This is a genomic window from Burkholderia sp. BCC0419 (genome assembly GCF_902830285.1).
GTDB lineage: Bacteria > Pseudomonadota > Gammaproteobacteria > Burkholderiales > Burkholderiaceae > Burkholderia.
Window position 1 is genome coordinate 2229762 of sequence record NZ_CADESR010000001.1, and the last position, 15886, is coordinate 2245647.

At 66.2% G+C, this 15886-nt stretch carries 12 protein-coding genes; 1 reads left to right on the forward strand and 11 read right to left on the reverse strand.

Annotated elements, in window-relative coordinates; translation table 11 throughout:
- Positions 1-415: 415 nt before the first annotated feature.
- The 4 genes from glmM to HWW87_RS09925 form a co-directional block, all read right to left on the reverse strand.
- The gene (gene glmM, locus HWW87_RS09910) at positions 416-1771 is read right to left on the reverse strand and encodes a phosphoglucosamine mutase (protein ID WP_174386432.1); all 1356 of its coding nucleotides are present in this window, start codon (positions 1769-1771) and stop codon (positions 416-418) included.
- A gap of 39 nt (positions 1772-1810) precedes the next feature.
- Entirely contained in the window at positions 1811-2752 is a 942-nt protein-coding gene (folP, locus tag HWW87_RS09915) for a dihydropteroate synthase (protein WP_175820140.1), read from the reverse strand.
- A 28-nt stretch (positions 2753-2780) separates the two neighbouring features.
- Complete coding sequence (ftsH, locus tag HWW87_RS09920; RefSeq protein WP_175820141.1) at positions 2781-4676, reverse strand: ATP-dependent zinc metalloprotease FtsH; 1896 nt, start codon at positions 4674-4676, stop codon at positions 2781-2783.
- A 166-nt stretch (positions 4677-4842) separates the two neighbouring features.
- Complete coding sequence (locus HWW87_RS09925) at positions 4843-5505, reverse strand: RlmE family RNA methyltransferase (RefSeq protein ID WP_175820142.1); 663 nt, start codon at positions 5503-5505, stop codon at positions 4843-4845.
- Positions 5506-5698: 193 nt separating this feature from the next.
- On the opposite strand from HWW87_RS09925, the gene HWW87_RS09930 reads away from it, so the two are divergent.
- Entirely contained in the window at positions 5699-6226 is a 528-nt protein-coding gene (locus HWW87_RS09930) for a YhbY family RNA-binding protein (protein WP_174386428.1), read from the forward strand.
- A 49-nt stretch (positions 6227-6275) separates the two neighbouring features.
- On the opposite strand, the gene HWW87_RS09935 is transcribed toward HWW87_RS09930, so the two are convergent.
- The 7 genes from HWW87_RS09935 to HWW87_RS09965 all read right to left on the reverse strand — a co-directional run bounded on the left by HWW87_RS09935 (position 6276) and on the right by HWW87_RS09965 (position 15802).
- Positions 6276-6734 carry a DUF4149 domain-containing protein gene (locus tag HWW87_RS09935; RefSeq protein ID WP_175820706.1) on the reverse strand — a complete coding sequence of 153 codons (459 nt, stop codon included), beginning with the start codon at positions 6732-6734 and terminating at the stop codon, positions 6276-6278.
- Positions 6735-6748: 14 nt separating this feature from the next.
- A complete protein-coding gene (greA, locus tag HWW87_RS09940) occupies positions 6749-7225 on the reverse strand; it encodes a transcription elongation factor GreA (protein ID WP_174386427.1) in 477 nt (158 codons plus the stop codon).
- Between the two features lie 118 nt (positions 7226-7343).
- A complete protein-coding gene (carB, locus tag HWW87_RS09945) occupies positions 7344-10598 on the reverse strand; it encodes a carbamoyl-phosphate synthase large subunit (protein WP_175820143.1) in 3255 nt (1084 codons plus the stop codon).
- Positions 10599-10647: 49 nt separating this feature from the next.
- Complete coding sequence (gene leuE / locus HWW87_RS09950) at positions 10648-11319, reverse strand: leucine efflux protein LeuE (RefSeq protein WP_175820144.1); 672 nt, start codon at positions 11317-11319, stop codon at positions 10648-10650.
- 37 nt (positions 11320-11356) lie between these two features.
- Positions 11357-12502, reverse strand: a complete 1146-nt coding sequence (carA, locus tag HWW87_RS09955) for a glutamine-hydrolyzing carbamoyl-phosphate synthase small subunit (RefSeq protein WP_175820145.1) — start codon at positions 12500-12502, stop codon at positions 11357-11359.
- Positions 12503-12867: 365 nt separating this feature from the next.
- The gene (locus tag HWW87_RS09960; RefSeq protein ID WP_175820146.1) at positions 12868-14085 is read right to left on the reverse strand and encodes an MFS transporter; all 1218 of its coding nucleotides are present in this window, start codon (positions 14083-14085) and stop codon (positions 12868-12870) included.
- A 151-nt stretch (positions 14086-14236) separates the two neighbouring features.
- Positions 14237-15802: a transglycosylase SLT domain-containing protein gene (locus HWW87_RS09965; protein WP_175820147.1), complete on the reverse strand. Its 1566-nt coding sequence runs from the start codon at positions 15800-15802 to the stop codon at positions 14237-14239.
- Between the last annotated feature and the right edge of the window lie 84 nt (positions 15803-15886).

Genomic DNA, 15886 nt, shown 5'->3' on the forward strand with positions numbered 1-15886 from the left:
ACTACGGCACCGCGAAGGTTAGGGGCTGCTCATGACGGTAATGTGACAATCGATGAAACTGGCGTGACAGTAACATGACTGGTTGAAAGGGAGTATCGGGGCGGCGCGTCGGGGCGCGGGAGCGGCGCTGGCGGCAAGAATTGCCTGGCTCCGAGGGCGGGATGGGCGCCCGTTTTCACGGGCATGCGGGCGCATCGTAGCGCACCATCAGCCGGACGGAAAGCCCGCCCGGCAGCAGGCATGATTCCGGGGTCGGATGCCTGATTTGATCGGAAAAATGCGTTCGCCGAAAGTGCTTCTATTAGGTAGGGCAAACCTTTGCGTCTGACAAAACGACGGCGCCCGAGGGCGCCGTACGCATATTCATCGAGAGCCGGCGCGCGGGCAGCCGAACCGCCGCGCGCGCCTGCCCGGGTCAGGTCGTCGCCGCGCGCACCGCATCGGCAATCGTCTCCGCATGGCGCAACGCGTCGGCCGCCTGCTCCGCTTCGACCATCACGCGCAGCACGGGCTCCGTGCCCGATGCGCGGATCAGCACGCGGCCGCTGCCGGCGAGCGCGGCTTCGGCTGCATCGATCGCGGCGCGAATCGACGCGCTGCCCTTCCAGTCGGCGCCCGGCTTCATCCGCACGTTGATCAGCTTCTGCGGGAACAGCGTGACGCCGTCGAGCATCTGCGCGAGGGTGCGGCCGCTGCGCTTCAGCGCGGCCAGCACGAGCAGCGCCGACACGATGCCGTCGCCGGTCGAGTGCCGGTCGAGCGACAGGATGTGGCCCGACCCTTCCGCGCCGAGTTGCCAACCATGCTCGCGCAACTGCTCGAGCACGTAGCGGTCGCCGACCGCCGCACGGACGAACTTCACGCCCTCGCGCTGCAGCGCGACTTCGACGGCGAGGTTGGTCATCAGCGTGCCGACCGCGCCGTCGACCTTGCCGTCGGTCGTGATCCGGTCCTTCACCAGCACGTAGAGCAGCTCGTCGCCGTTGTACAGGCGGCCGGTCGCGTCGACGACCTGCAGGCGATCGGCATCGCCGTCGAGCGCAATGCCGAGATCGGCGTGATTCGCCCGCACCGCGCGCACCAGCGCGTCCGGCGCGGTCGCGCCGACGCCGTCGTTGATATTGAAGCCGTTCGGCGCAACGCCGATCGGAATGACGTCCGCACCGAGTTCGTGGAACACGTGCGGCGCAATCTGATACGCGGCGCCGTGCGCGCAATCGATCACGAGCTTCAGCCCGCGCAGGTCGAACGCAGCCGGGAACGTGCTCTTGCAGAATTCGATGTAGCGGCCGCCTGCGTCGTCGAGGCGGCGCGCCTTGCCAAGACCGTCCGACGGCGCACATTCGAGCGGCTTGTCGAGCCATGCTTCGATCGCGGCTTCAGTGTCGTCGGGCAGCTTGTTGCCGTCAGCCGAGAAAAACTTGATCCCGTTGTCGTGATACGGGTTGTGCGACGCGCTGATCACGACACCGGCCGACAGACGCAGCGCACGCGTCAGGTACGCGACGCCGGGCGTCGGCATCGGGCCGGCCAGCATCACGTCGACGCCCGCTGCCGAGAATCCGGCCTCGAGCGCGGCTTCGAGCATGTAGCCCGACACGCGCGTGTCCTTGCCGATCAGCACGGTCGGACGCGAGCCTGCCGCGACGTCGGCCGAGCCGGCCAGTACCTTGCCGGCCGCATAGCCGAGGCGCAATACGAAGTCCGGCGTGATGGGCGCTTCGCCCACCGTGCCGCGAATGCCGTCCGTGCCGAAATATCGACGTCCCATGGGGTCTTTCCTCCTTCGTCTTTCGTCTTTCTGACTTGCTTATCGTTGCCGCGCGGCTGCGCGCACGGCATTCCATACTTTCAGCGCATCGACCGTCGCCGCGACGTCGTGCACGCGCACGATCGCGGCGCCCCGCTCGACCGCGCACAACGCGGCCGCCACGCTCGCCGCGACGCGCTCCATCGGCGGCTTGCCGCCGATCACCGCGCCGAGCATCGACTTGCGCGACATGCCCGCGAGAATCGGATAAGCGCGACCGTCGGGCCGCGCGGGCGCCGTATCCGGCAACGCGGCCAGTAGCGCATAGTTGTCGTCGACGACCGCCTTGCCGAACCCGAAGCCGGGATCGACGCAGATGCGCTCCGCCGCCACCCCCGCGTCGCGCAGCGCCTGGGCGCGCGCCGCGAGAAAATCGCGTACGTCGGTCACGACGTCGCCGTAGTCGGGCTCGCCGACCTGCATCGTCTGCGGCTCGCCGAGCATGTGCATCGCGCACAGGCCGCTATTGCCGTCGCGCACTGCGTCGATCGCGCCCGGCTGGCGGAACCCCCAGATGTCGTTGATCAGGTCCGCGCCGGCGGCCAGCGCCGCACGCATCACGGCCGGCTTGTAGGTATCGATCGACAGCGGCACGTTCAGCGGCCGCAGCGCCTCGACGAGCGGAATCACGCGCGCGAGCTCCTCGTCGAGCGGCACGGGCGGCGCGCCGGGGCGCGTCGATTCGCCGCCGATGTCGAGCAGGTCCGCACCGTCGGCAATCATCTGCTCGGCCTGGCGCAGCGCATCGTCGCGCGCGAGGAAGCGGCCGCCGTCGGAGAACGAATCGGGCGTGGCGTTGAGGATGCCCATCACGAGCGGGCGTTCGAACGTCAGTTCGAAGCGGCCGCACCGGAGCGGCGCGGGAATGAACGGGAACACTGCGGAATCGGACACGAGCAACGGGCGTGGATGAATGCAAAACGGGCCGGTGTGAAGCCACACCAGCCCGTGAACGGTACTAAAGCGGAGATTATGCCGCCGGCGTAGCCGGCGCCGGCGCGCTGCCGGGCTTGACCTCGGCGCTGCCGCCGCCCGACGAATCACCGCCGACAGCCGGCGAACTCTTCGGCGAGCGCGGCGGACGGCCTTCCATGATGTCGTTGATCTGATCGGCGTCGATCGTCTCCCACTCCATCAGCGCGGCCGTCATCGCCTCGACCTTGTCGCGGTTGTCTTCGAGCAGGCGACGCGCGAGGTTGTACTGATCGTCCAGCACGCGGCGGATTTCCGAGTCGACCTTCTGCTGCGTCGCTTCCGAGATCGTGCGCGTGAAGCCGCGGCCGAACGGCGACGCATCATTCTCGTCGTCGACGTAGACCATCGGCCCGAGCGCGTCGGTCATGCCGAACCGGGCGACCATCGCACGCGCCGTCTGGGTCGCCTTGTTGAAGTCGTCCGATGCGCCGGTGCTGACCAGATTCATGAACAGCTCTTCGGCTACCCGGCCACCGAACAGGATCGCGAGGCGGTCCAGCAGGTAATCCTTCGAATACGTCTCGTTGTCATGCTCCGGCAACTGCCACGTGACACCCAGTGCGCGACCGCGCGGGATGATCGTGACCTTGTGCACCGGGTCGGCCTTCGGCAGCAGCTTCGCGACCACCGCGTGGCCCGACTCGTGGTATGCCGTCGCGCGCTTCGCTTCCTCGCGGATCACGGCCGACTTGCGCTCCGGACCCATGAAGATCTTGTCCTTCGCGTCCTCGAAATCCTGCATCTCGACGATGCGCTTGCCGCGACGGGCGGCGAACAGCGCCGCTTCGTTCACGAGGTTCGCGAGATCGGCGCCCGAGAAGCCCGGCGTGCCGCGTGCGATGACCGCCGCGTCGACGTCGTTCGCGATCGGCACCTTGCGCAGGTGCACGCGCATGATCTGCTCGCGGCCGCGGATGTCCGGCAGGCCGACATAGACCTGGCGGTCGAAACGACCCGGACGCAGCAGCGCCTTGTCGAGCACGTCGGAACGGTTGGTCGCGGCGATCACGATCACGCCCGAGTTCGCCTCGAAGCCGTCCATCTCGACCAGCATCTGGTTCAGCGTCTGTTCGCGCTCGTCGTTGCCGCCGCCCATGCCGGCGCCGCGATGACGGCCGACCGCGTCGATTTCGTCGATGAACACGATGCACGGCGCATGCTTCTTCGCCTGCTCGAACATGTCGCGCACACGGGCCGCGCCGACGCCGACGAACATTTCGACGAAGTCCGAACCCGAGATGCTGAAGAACGGCACCTTCGCTTCACCGGCGATCGCGCGGGCGAGCAGCGTCTTGCCGGTACCCGGAGGACCGACCAGCAGCACGCCGCGCGGAATGCGACCGCCCAGTTTCTGGAATTTCTGCGGATCGCGCAGGAAGTCGACGAGCTCGGACACTTCTTCCTTCGCTTCGTCGCAGCCCGCGACGTCGGAGAAGTTCACCGCGTTGTTGTTCTCGTCGATCAGCCGCGCACGCGATTTCCCGAACGAGAATGCGCCGCCTTTGCCGCCCCCCTGCATCTGCCTCATCATGTAGAACCAGAACACGATGATCAGGATCGTCGGCCCGAGGTAGTACAGCGCGGACATCAGCGCGTTCGGCTCGTCGTCGGCCTTGCCGCTGACCTGCACGCCGTACTTCATCAGATCGCCGACCATCCAGATGTCGCCGGGCGACACGATCTGGTATTTCTGGCCATCAGCCGGAGTGACGGTGAGGTTGCGCCCCTGAACGATGACGTTCTTGACCTTGCCGTTCTTGGCGTCGTCCATGAACTGCGAATAGGACACGCCTTCCTGGACGCGGGGCTTGTCGAACTGCTTGAACACCGTAAACAGCACCAGTGCGATCACCAGCCACACCGCTGCCTTCGAAAACATATTGTTGTTCAAAGCACCACTCCTTCACTCGTAGACGAGCGCCTACATTTTCCTTGCGGCGCCCCTCGGTCATTCTAATCCAGTCCGACCACCCCCGCCATAAGCATTGACAACCGCCGCGATAGCGCTTCGCTTGTCTGGCAAGGGCCGGAGCCCGTTTGCGGCACCGCGCTCCGCATCAGCGCGGATGCTTCAGCTGCCGACCCAAAATGAACGTTTCGGACGATTTGTCGCGGGATGCCTTGGGCTTGCGCGGCGCGACAACCTTAAACTGCTGTTTGAACTTCTCGACGATCTGGCTGTAGCCGCTGCCGTGAAAGCACTTCACGAGCAGCGCACCGTCCGGCTTCAGATGGTTCTGCGCGAATTCGAGCGCCAGATCGCAGAGATGCTCGATGCGCGCCGCGTCCGCCGAGGCCACGCCAGAGAGGTTGGGGGCCATGTCGGAAATAACAAGGTCCACCTCGCGGCCTTCGAGCACTTCTTCGAGCTGCTGGAGGACGTCGTCCTCGCGGAAGTCGCCCTGCAGGAAGTGGACGTCGGCGATCGGCTCCATCGGCAGGAGGTCGAGCGCAACGATCGTGCCGTCGATGCCGCCTTCGCGCCCCGCGTCGCGCTTCTTGCCCTGCGCGAGCTTGTTGCGGGCATACTGGCTCCAGCTGCCCGGCGTGGCGCCGAGATCGACGATCACCTGGCCCGGACGGATCAGCTTGTCCTGCTCGTCGATTTCCTTCAGCTTGTACGCGGCGCGCGCGCGATAGCCCTCCCGCTGCGCCATTTTGACGTACGGGTCGTTGATGTGGTCGTGCAGCCAGTGCTGGTTGAAGCGGTTTTTTGCCATTCGAGAGAGAGATTGCTGCCAATTGCTTCGTGAAGCCGCGCTTTTAGCGGATAATACGCGTCTTCTTCGCGCGGCTGCGGCCCCTTTTCAGGCCCAAGCCGCGATTTTACGTGGTTTCGGCGCACGGCTGACGCGGTAACGTTCCGCGATCGCTATCCAGTCAGCGCGCCCTTATTTAGATTTCGACATTTCCATGCCCGCCCTTTCGCTTTCTCCCGCCGAGCGCTCCGCGCTGCGCTCCCAGGCCCATGCGCTCAAGCCCGTCGTGCTGATCGGCGCCGAAGGGCTGACCGACGCCGTGCTGAAGGAAATCAAGGTGCACCTCGACGCGCACCAGTTGATCAAGATCCGCGTGTTCGGCGACGAACGCGACACGCGCATCGCGATCTACGATGAAATCTGCGACCGCCTGAGCGCGGCGCCGATCCAGCACATCGGCAAGCTGCTGGTGATCTGGAAGCCCGAGGCCGCGGTTGCGGCCCCGACCCGCGGCCGTCGTGCCGGTGCATTGCCGAGCGCGGCCGAAGCCGTCGATGACCGCAAAGGCCGTGCGCCGCGCACCGTCAAGGTCGTCAAGGTGTCGCCGAACGCGAGCCCCGTGCGCCGTCCGAAGCCGGTGAAGGTCACGGTGCGCGGCAACGAACGCGTGACCGCAGGCGGCACCGTGAAGCGCGCGAAAAAGCGCCAGGCCAGCACCAAGCGGCCGTTCCAGGGCAAGTAAAACGCTTGCGCGGCACGGCTTCCCGTGCCGCCCTGCCCCGGCGCGACGCTCACGCGTCGCGTGCCGGCAGACGCCAGATCAGCATCAGCCCCAGCACGCTCTCGACGAGATAGAACACGCTCGAGACGCCGTGCAGCATCCCGAAGCGGCTCGCATACGGCGAATTCGCGATATCGGTGCCCGCCTCCATCGCGGCCACCCGCAGCGCGTTCATGAACGGCTGCAACGCAAAATACCCGACCAGCACGCACACGACCATCGCGGCGACGATCCAGCGCACGCGGCGATAGTCGTTGCTGCCGCGCCGCACCTGCTGGTTCGACAACGCGAGCAGCAGCACGCCACACACGACGCCGAGGATCGCCTCGATACGGAACAGCTGGGCGGCGACCGAACCGGCCGTCATCCGCTCCAGCGTCTTGAACAATACGGGCGCGACCGCATACCCGATCGTCAGCAGGCTGCCGACCCACACGGCCGACAGCAGACGGAACACGCGATGCGGCATCACGTCGCCCCGCTTCAGACGTAGCTGACCGAGATGATTTCGTACTCGCGCACGCCGCTCGGCGCCTGCACGGCCGCGACGTCGCCTTCGGTCTTGCCGATCAGCGCGCGCGCGATCGGCGAGCTGACCGAGATGAGGCCGTGATCGATATCGGCTTCGTCGTCGCCGACGATCTGGTACTTGACGGTGTCGCCCGACTCGAGATCCTCGAGTTCGACGGTCGCGGCGAACACCACGCGGCCATCGGCGTCGAGCACCGTGGGATCGATGACTTGCGCGGCGGACAGCTTCGATTCGAGTTCGGCGATGCGACCCTCGATGAAGCCCTGTTTTTCCTTCGCGGCATCGTATTCGGCGTTTTCGGACAGGTCGCCCTGTGCGCGGGCCTCCGCGATCGCGTTGATCACGGCCGGCCGCTCGACCGACTTGAGGCGCTGCAATTCATCGCGCAGTTGCTCTGCGCCACGCTTTGTCAACGGAATGGTGCTCATAAACGGCTCAATCGCTAAAAACGGCTTTAAAAAAAATCACCGCGATTAAGCGCGTTTCCGATGCACTGGAAACACCGCCTAATCGCGGCACGTGTTGCTTCGACAGGTAACTGACTGCTTAGTTTAGGCGAGCGTGAAGACCTTGTAAATCATAGACTTCCAGATCCTTCAGGTAGCGCAAGCCTTCGACGGCCGCGCGCGCGCCCGACATCGTCGTGTAGTACGTGACCTTGTGCGCCTGCGCGCTCATGCGGATCGAACGCGAATCGGCGATCGCCTGGCGCGTCTCGTCGACCGTCGTGAACACGAGTGCGATCTCCCCGTTCTTGATCATGTCGACGATGTGCGGGCGGCCGTCCTTCACCTTGTTCACGACCTTCACCGGCACGCCGGCCGCTTCGATCGCGGCAGCCGTGCCCTTGGTCGCGACGATCGGGTAGCCGAGGTCGTGCAGCATGCGCGCGACTTCGACGGCCTTCGGTTTATCCGCGTCCATCACGGTCAGCAGCACCGTGCCCGACTCCGGCAGGCGCGAACCGGCCGCGAGCTGCGACTTGAACAGCGCTTCGCCGAACGTCTGGCCGACGCCCATCACTTCGCCGGTCGAACGCATTTCAGGCCCGAGGACCGGATCGACGGTCGGGAACTTGACGAACGGGAACACCGCTTCCTTCACGCTGAAGTACGGCGGCTCGACTTCCTTCGTCACGCCCTGCTGCGCAAGCTTCTGGCCGACCATCGCACGCGCCGCGATCTTCGCGAGCGGCAGGCTGGTCGCCTTCGACACGTACGGCACCGTGCGCGACGCGCGCGGGTTCACTTCGAGCACGTAGATGATGTCCTGCTTCGAGCCGTCCGCCTGCGGTACCTGCTGGATCGCGAACTGCACGTTCATCAGGCCGACCACGTTCAGCGCCTTCGCCATCGCGCCCGTCTGGCGCTTCAGCTCGGCGACGGTTTCCTTCGACAGCGAGTACGGCGGCAGCGAGCATGCCGAATCGCCCGAGTGGACGCCCGCCTGCTCGATGTGCTCCATCACGCCGCCGATGAACACGGCTTCGCCGTCGCAGATGCAGTCGACGTCGCACTCGATCGCGTCGTTCAGGAAGCGGTCGAGCAGCACCGGCGAATCGTTCGACACCTTCACGGCCTCGCGCATGTAGCGCTCGAGGTCGCGCGGCTCGTGGACGATTTCCATCGCGCGGCCGCCGAGCACGTACGACGGACGCACGACCAGCGGATAGCCGATTTCGTCAGCCAGCGCGAGCGCTTCGTCTTCGGCGCGCGCGGTGCGGTTCGGCGGCTGGCGCAGGCCGAGGTCCTGCAGCAGCTTCTGGAAGCGTTCGCGGTCTTCGGCCGCGTCGATCATGTCCGGCGACGTGCCGACGATCGGCACACCATGCGCCTCGAGGTCGAGCGCGAGCTTCAGCGGCGTCTGGCCGCCGTACTGGACGATCACGCCGACCGGCTTTTCCTTGTCGACGATCTCGAGCACGTCTTCGAGCGTCAGCGGCTCGAAGTACAGGCGGTCGGACGTGTCGTAGTCGGTCGACACCGTTTCCGGGTTGCAGTTGACCATGATCGTTTCATAGCCGTCCTCGCGCATCGCGAGCGCGGCGTGCACGCAGCAGTAGTCGAACTCGATACCCTGGCCGATCCGGTTCGGGCCGCCGCCCAGCACCATGATCTTCTTGTTCGTGGTCGGCTGCGCCTCGCACTCTTCCTCGTAGGTCGAGTACATGTAGGCCGTTTTCGTCGCGAACTCGGCCGCGCAGGTGTCGACGCGCTTGTAGACCGGGCGCACGTTCAGCTCGACGCGGCGGCGGCGGACGTCTTCCGGCGTCGCGCCGAGCAGCTTCGCGAGGCGGCGGTCGGAGAAGCCGCTCTGCTTCAGGTAGCGCAGTTCGTCGAACGTCAGCGACGCGAGCGTGCGGCCCCCGAGCGCCTTTTCCTTCAGGATGATCTGCTCGATCTGCTCGAGGAACCACGGGTCGATCGCGGTTTCCGCGAAGATTTCCTCGGCCGTCATGCCGATGCGGAACGCATCGCCGACGTACCAGATGCGGTCCGGGCCCGGCTCGTGGATCTCGATCGCGATCTCGTCGCGGTTCGTCGACTTCTCGTCGAGACCGTCGACACCGACTTCGAGGCCGCGCAGCGCCTTCTGGAACGATTCCTGGAACGTGCGGCCGATCGCCATCACTTCGCCGACCGACTTCATCTGCGTGGTCAGGCGCGAATCGGCTTCGCGGAACTTCTCGAACGCGAAACGCGGGATCTTCGTGACGACGTAGTCGATCGTCGGCTCGAACGACGCCGGCGTCTGGCCGCCGGTGATTTCGTTCTTCAGCTCGTCGAGCGTATAGCCGACCGCCAGCTTCGCGGCGACCTTCGCGATCGGGAAGCCGGTGGCCTTCGACGCGAGCGCCGACGAACGCGACACGCGCGGGTTCATCTCGATGACGACCATGCGGCCGTCCTTCGGGTTGATCGAGAACTGCACGTTCGAGCCGCCCGTGTCGACGCCGATCTCGCGCAGCACCGCGAGCGATGCGTTACGCAGGATCTGGTATTCCTTGTCGGTGAGCGTCTGCGCCGGCGCGACCGTGATCGAGTCGCCGGTGTGCACGCCCATCGGGTCGAGGTTTTCGATCGAGCAGACGATGATGCAGTTGTCGGCGCGGTCGCGCACGACTTCCATCTCGTATTCCTTCCAGCCGAGCAGCGACTCTTCGATCAGCAGCTCGCGCGTGGGCGACAGGTCGAGACCGCGCTTGCAGATCTCCTCGAACTCTTCGCGGTTGTACGCGATGCCGCCACCCGAGCCGCCGAGCGTGAACGACGGACGGATCACGACCGGGTAGCCGCTGCCACCGGTGAGCGCCATGATCTCGGCGTGCACCTGGGTCGCCTCTTCCATCGAGTGCGCGACGCCCGACTTCGCGGAACCGAGACCGATCTTGGTCATCGCGTCCTTGAACTTCTGGCGGTCCTCCGCCTTGTCGATCGCTTCCGGCGACGCGCCGATCAGCTCGACGCCGAACTTCTCGAGCACGCCGTGGTGGTGCAGGTCGAGCGCGCAGTTCAGCGCGGTCTGGCCGCCCATCGTCGGCAGGATCGCGTCCGGGCGCTCCTTCTCGATGATGCGTGCGACGACTTCCCACGTGATCGGCTCGATGTAGGTCACGTCGGCCGTGTTCGGGTCGGTCATGATCGTCGCCGGGTTGCTGTTGACGAGAACGACCTTGTAGCCCTCCTCACGCAACGCCTTGCAAGCCTGCGCGCCCGAATAGTCGAACTCGCACGCCTGGCCGATGATGATCGGGCCGGCGCCGATGATGAGGATGCTCTTGATGTCTGTGCGTTTTGGCATGGCTTGTGAATTCAATAAGTAATCGTTGTCGTGGGTCGGCCGGCGGCGCTCAGCTCAGGGTCGCGAGCGCCAGCTTCACCGAGAAACCGATGAACAGGCCACCCACGCTGCTCGCCGCGCCTGCCGCAAGCTTGCGGCGGCGGCGGAAGTGCTCGGCGAGCCGCGCGCCCGCGAAGATCAGCGTGCTCAGGTACAGGAAGCTCGCGCATTGCGCGATCGCCCCGAGCACGACGAACGACAGCGCGGGATGCGGGAATGCCGGGTCGACGAACTGGATGAAGAACGAGATGAAGAACAGGATCGCCTTCGGATTCAGCAGGCTCACGATCAGCGCTTTCCGGAACGGCTTGTCGAAAGACCGCTCGCCGTCGACCGCCTGCGGCGCCTCGACCGGCGCATCGCCGCGCGCACGCAACTTGCTCCACGCGCTGCGCAGCATCCCGGTGCCGATGTACAGCAGGTACGCGGCGCCGCCGTACTTGACGACGGAGAACAGCAGCGGGTTCGCCTTCAGCAGCGACGCGACGCCCGCAGCCGACAGCACCATCAGCACGGTATCGCCGACGAACACGCCGCAGGCCGCGCGATAGCCGGCCTTCACGCCGCGCTGCGCGGCGAGCGACAGCACGTACATCGAGTTCGGCCCCGGCAGCAGGATGATGAAGATCACGCCGAACACGTAGGTCCAGATATCCGTGATGCCGAGTGCGTGGCCGAACATGATGTGAATCTCCCGTCCTTCGGTTGCGTCGATGACGTTAAGCGGTGCGCTGCTTCGCCGCGTCCATCAGCGCGGTGAAACGGTCGAACAGGTAGCCGATGTCGTGCGGGCCGGGCGACGCTTCCGGGTGGCCCTGGAAGCAGAACGCCGGCTTGTCGGTCAGCTCGAAGCCCTGCAGCGTGCCGTCGAACAGCGACACGTGCGTCACGCGCGCGTTGGCCGGCAGCGAATCGGCGTCGACCGCGAAGCCGTGGTTCTGCGACGTGATCACGACACGGCCGTCGCCGAGATCCTTCACCGGATGGTTCGCGCCGTGGTGGCCCGTCTTCATCTTCAGCGTCTTCGCGCCGACCGCGAGGCCCATGATCTGGTGGCCGAGGCAGATGCCGAAGGTCGGCACGCCGCGCTCGATGAATGCCTTCGTGGCCGCGATCGCGTAATCGCACGGCTCCGGATCGCCGGGGCCGTTCGACAGGAAGACGCCGTCCGGATTCAGCGCGAGCGCATCTTCCGCACTGGCTTGAGCCGGCAGCACCGTCACGTGGCAGCCGCGCTCCGCGAGCATGCGCAGGATGTTGTACTTGACGCCGAAGTCGTACGCGACGACGCGGTACTTCGGCGATTCCTGCATGCCGTAGCCGCCTTCGAGACGCCATTCCGTCTGCTTCCATTCGAACGGCTTGGTGGTCGACACGACCTTCGCGAGATCCATGCCGGCGAGGCCCTCGAACGAGCGCGCGAGCTCGATCGCCTTCGCCTCGTCGTCGGAGCCCGCCAGGATGCAGCCGCTCTGCGCGCCCTTGTCGCGCAGGATGCGGGTCAGCTTGCGGGTGTCGATGCCGGCGATCGCGACGACGCCTTCGTCGCGCAGGTAGTCGCCGAGCGTGCGGTCCATCCGGAAGTTCGACGCGAGCGTCGGCAGATCGCGGATGATCAGGCCGGCGGCATGGACTTTCGTGGCTTCGACGTCTTCGGCGTTGACGCCGACGTTGCCGATATGCGGATAGGTGAGCGTGACGATCTGGCGCGAGTAGCTCGGATCAGTCAGGATTTCCTGATAGCCGGTGATCGCGGTATTGAACACGACTTCGCCGATCGTATGGCCTTCGGCCCCGATCGAATAACCACGAAAGACCGTGCCGTCGGCGAGTGCAAGCAAGGCGGGAGAAAAAGACGGCAACACGGGAGGCTCCTTGGGGAACACCCTGCTGCCGACCTGTTTACCCTGCCGCGCGAGCGCCGCGCTGCGTGGGCGCGCGTGGTCGCTAGCTGGACGCGGCCTGCGTTGTCGAGACGCGAAGCCGGCGCGTGGCGCACGAGGCTTCGCGGCATCGCCCGGCAGGCGGCGTGCGGCGGATGAACGGGATGAATGAGGTAGGCGCTAGGGTGCGAGGTTGATCAGCACAAACTTTCAAATTATAGCCTGAAAATGGGCCTATCTTCAATTGATATGGCCGTCCGATCATGCGCGCGCCGCGCCCGGCGGCGCAGCGCGACGTGCTGCGGCCCCGTTTCCGCGACCGCCTTACCCATCAGCGTACCGCCGGATCAGTGCGCTTGGCCAGCGGCGCGCGCGGGCCACACGTACCAGACCGCGCTCGCGAGCTGCAGCGCGAGCAGCACGCCCCACGCGGTGAAGTGCGCGGCCGCCGGATAACGGCCGTCGACCGCCGGCCAGTGCGACAGCACGGCGCCGACGCCGATCTGGAACGCGAAGATCAGCAGGAAGATCACGAGCGTGAGCGTCGTGTTCGCGCGGCCGATCAGATGGACGGGAAAGTGGCCGACCATCACCGCGTAGGTCAGGATGCCCACGCCGCCGAACATCCCGTAGGCGGCCCACAGCACGGCCGGCGGCAACGGCACGCGCGCGACGATCGCGAGCTGCGTCGCGACGAACAGCGCCATGCCGATACCGCACGTTGCGTAGACCGACACGCCGCGCCGCTCGAGCACGCGCGCCGCCGCGCCGAAGCCGACGCAGCCGGCCATCATCGCGAAGCCGAGCACCGACACGAGGCGCGCGGCATGCGACGCGTCGAACCCGCCGACATCGCGCAGATACGGCCCCACCCATAACGACTGCATCGCATAGAACACGCCCTGCGTGACGACGGAGAACGACGCGATCTTCCAGAACGCGCGGCTGCCCAGGATGTGCCACGTACCCTTGAACTGGCTGACGAGCCCGCCCTGGTGGCGCGCCTGCTGCGCGTCGGGCGCGCCGAAGCCGATCGATGCCGCGACGACCACCGTCAGCACCGCGAGGCCGAAACAGATCGCGCGCCAGCTCGCCCAGCCGAGCAGCCAGGTCAGCGGCGAGCCGACCATCACGCCGCCGAGGCCGCCCACGGCCATCACGAGACCGTTGACGAGCGGCAGCCGGCCGACCGGGAAATGCTGCGCGAGCGCCTTGAACGCCGCGCCGAGACACACCGATACGCCGACGCCGATCAGCAGCCGGCCGACCATCATCGTGCCGATGCCGTGCGCCGCGCCGAACACGGCCGCGCCGGCCGCCGCGAACAACAGCATGCCGGCCGTCACGCGGCGCGGGCCGAAGTGGTCGAGCATCACGCCGGCCGGAATCTGCGCCCCCGCGAAGCCAAGGAAATAGAGGCTGGTGAGCAGGCCGAGATCGGCGGCCGACAGTCCGAGCTCATGTGTGACGAACGGCGCGAAGCCCAGATTGACGCCGCGAAACACGTACGACACGAAATACCCGACCGAAAACAGCGCGAGCACCCTCACCTGCGCCGACGACATCGCTTCCCCTTGTCATATGAAGACGCGCGACGCAGCGCCGCGCACAAACGAAAACGCCGTCACCTCGGTGACGGCGTTTCGTCGAATTCGTCGGATGATAGCGCAATCGTACGGGCCTCACCGGCCGCGACGCTGCGCGCGCCAGCCGCGCTTACTTCTTCTTGCCCTTGTGCGCGGCGGCCTTGGCCGGCGCGGCTTTCGCGGGAGCGGCCTTCGCCGACGACTTGGCGGCGCCGCGCTTGCTGCCGTGCGACTTGCTGCCCACCGCCAGGCTCGCGCGCTCGATGTGCGCACCGCCCGTCGACGTCGCGATCCGCTCCGGACCGGGTTCCGCCGGCACCGCGCGGCCGACCGGCACGTGCAGCACGAGCGCCTGGCCCGGCATCACGAGATCGCGATGCGTGCGGTTCCATGCCTTCAACTGGCCGACCGACACGCCGTAGCGGCCGGCGAGCGCCGCCATCGACTGCTTGCGGCGTACGCGGATCAGCATCTTGCGCGTATCGGGGACATCCGGCTCCATCGCGAGCGCACCGTTTTCGGCGACGTCGGCGCTGATGTCCTCGTCGTCGTCATCGCCGCGCGGCACGACGATCGTCGAACCCGGCTTCAGGCGCATGCCGGCCGGAATCTTGTTGACCGACATCAGCGTATCGGCGTCGACGCCGATCTTCTCGGCGATCGCGGCCGGGCGTGCGCGCTCGCTGACCGTGTAGGTGGTCCACGACGACAGCTGGCCGTTGTAGGCTTTCAGGCTCTTCTCGAACGCGGACGCGTTGTCGAACGGCAGCAGGATCTGCGGCTCGGTCGCGCCGAGGATCACGGGCTTCGAGAACGATGGGTTCAGCGAGCGGAACTCGTCGAGCGGCAGGTTCGCGAGCTTCGCGGCCACCGCCACGTCGATGTCGCGCGACGTCGTGACCGTCACGAAATACGGGTGGTTCGGGATATCCGGCAGCGCCAGGCCGTACTGCTGCGGGCTCGCGATGATGTTCTTCACCGCCTGCAGCTTCGGCACATAGTTGCGCGTCTCGTTCGGCATCCGCAGGTTCTGGTAGTCGGTCGGCAGGCCGGCCGCCTGGTTGCGCGCGATCGCGCGCTGCACGTTGCCTTCGCCCCAGTTGTACGCGGCCAGCGCCAGATACCAGTCGCCGAACATGTCGTGCAGGCGGGACAGGTAGTCGAGCGCGGCGCTCGTCGACGCGAGCACGTCACGGCGCTCGTCCTGCCACATGTTGCGCTTCAGGTTGTACGTGCGGCCGGTGCCGGGCATGAACTGCCACATGCCGGCCGCTTTCGCGACCGACAGCGCCTGCGGGTTGTACGCGGACTCGATGAACGGCAGCAGCGCGAGCTCGGTCGGCATGTGACGCGCCTCGAGCTCCTCGACGATGTGATACAGGTACTTCTGCGAGCGCTCGGTCATGCGCTGCACGTAATCGGGCCGCTGCGTATACCAGGTCGTCTGCATGTCGACGAGATCGCTCTGCAGGTCGGGCATCTGGAAGCCGCGGCGGATGCGCGCCCAGAGATCGGAGTCTGCACTGGTCAGGTCGCCGACGGATTGCTTGTCGACGTCGACAGTTTCTTTGGCGGTGGCTGATTTACGGAGGTAGTTGGACGTCGCCTGCGAATCGGCGGCGTTGTTGGCGACAGGGGGCTGGCTCGCACAAGCGGCGAGTAGCAGCACCACCATCGCACTCAATATAAGTCGCATGAAAATCTCGGCTTCCGACGGCTGGAAATTGCAGGCGATACTACGGAAGTGCGTGCTTCACGTCAATAAAAACACCGAAAACTC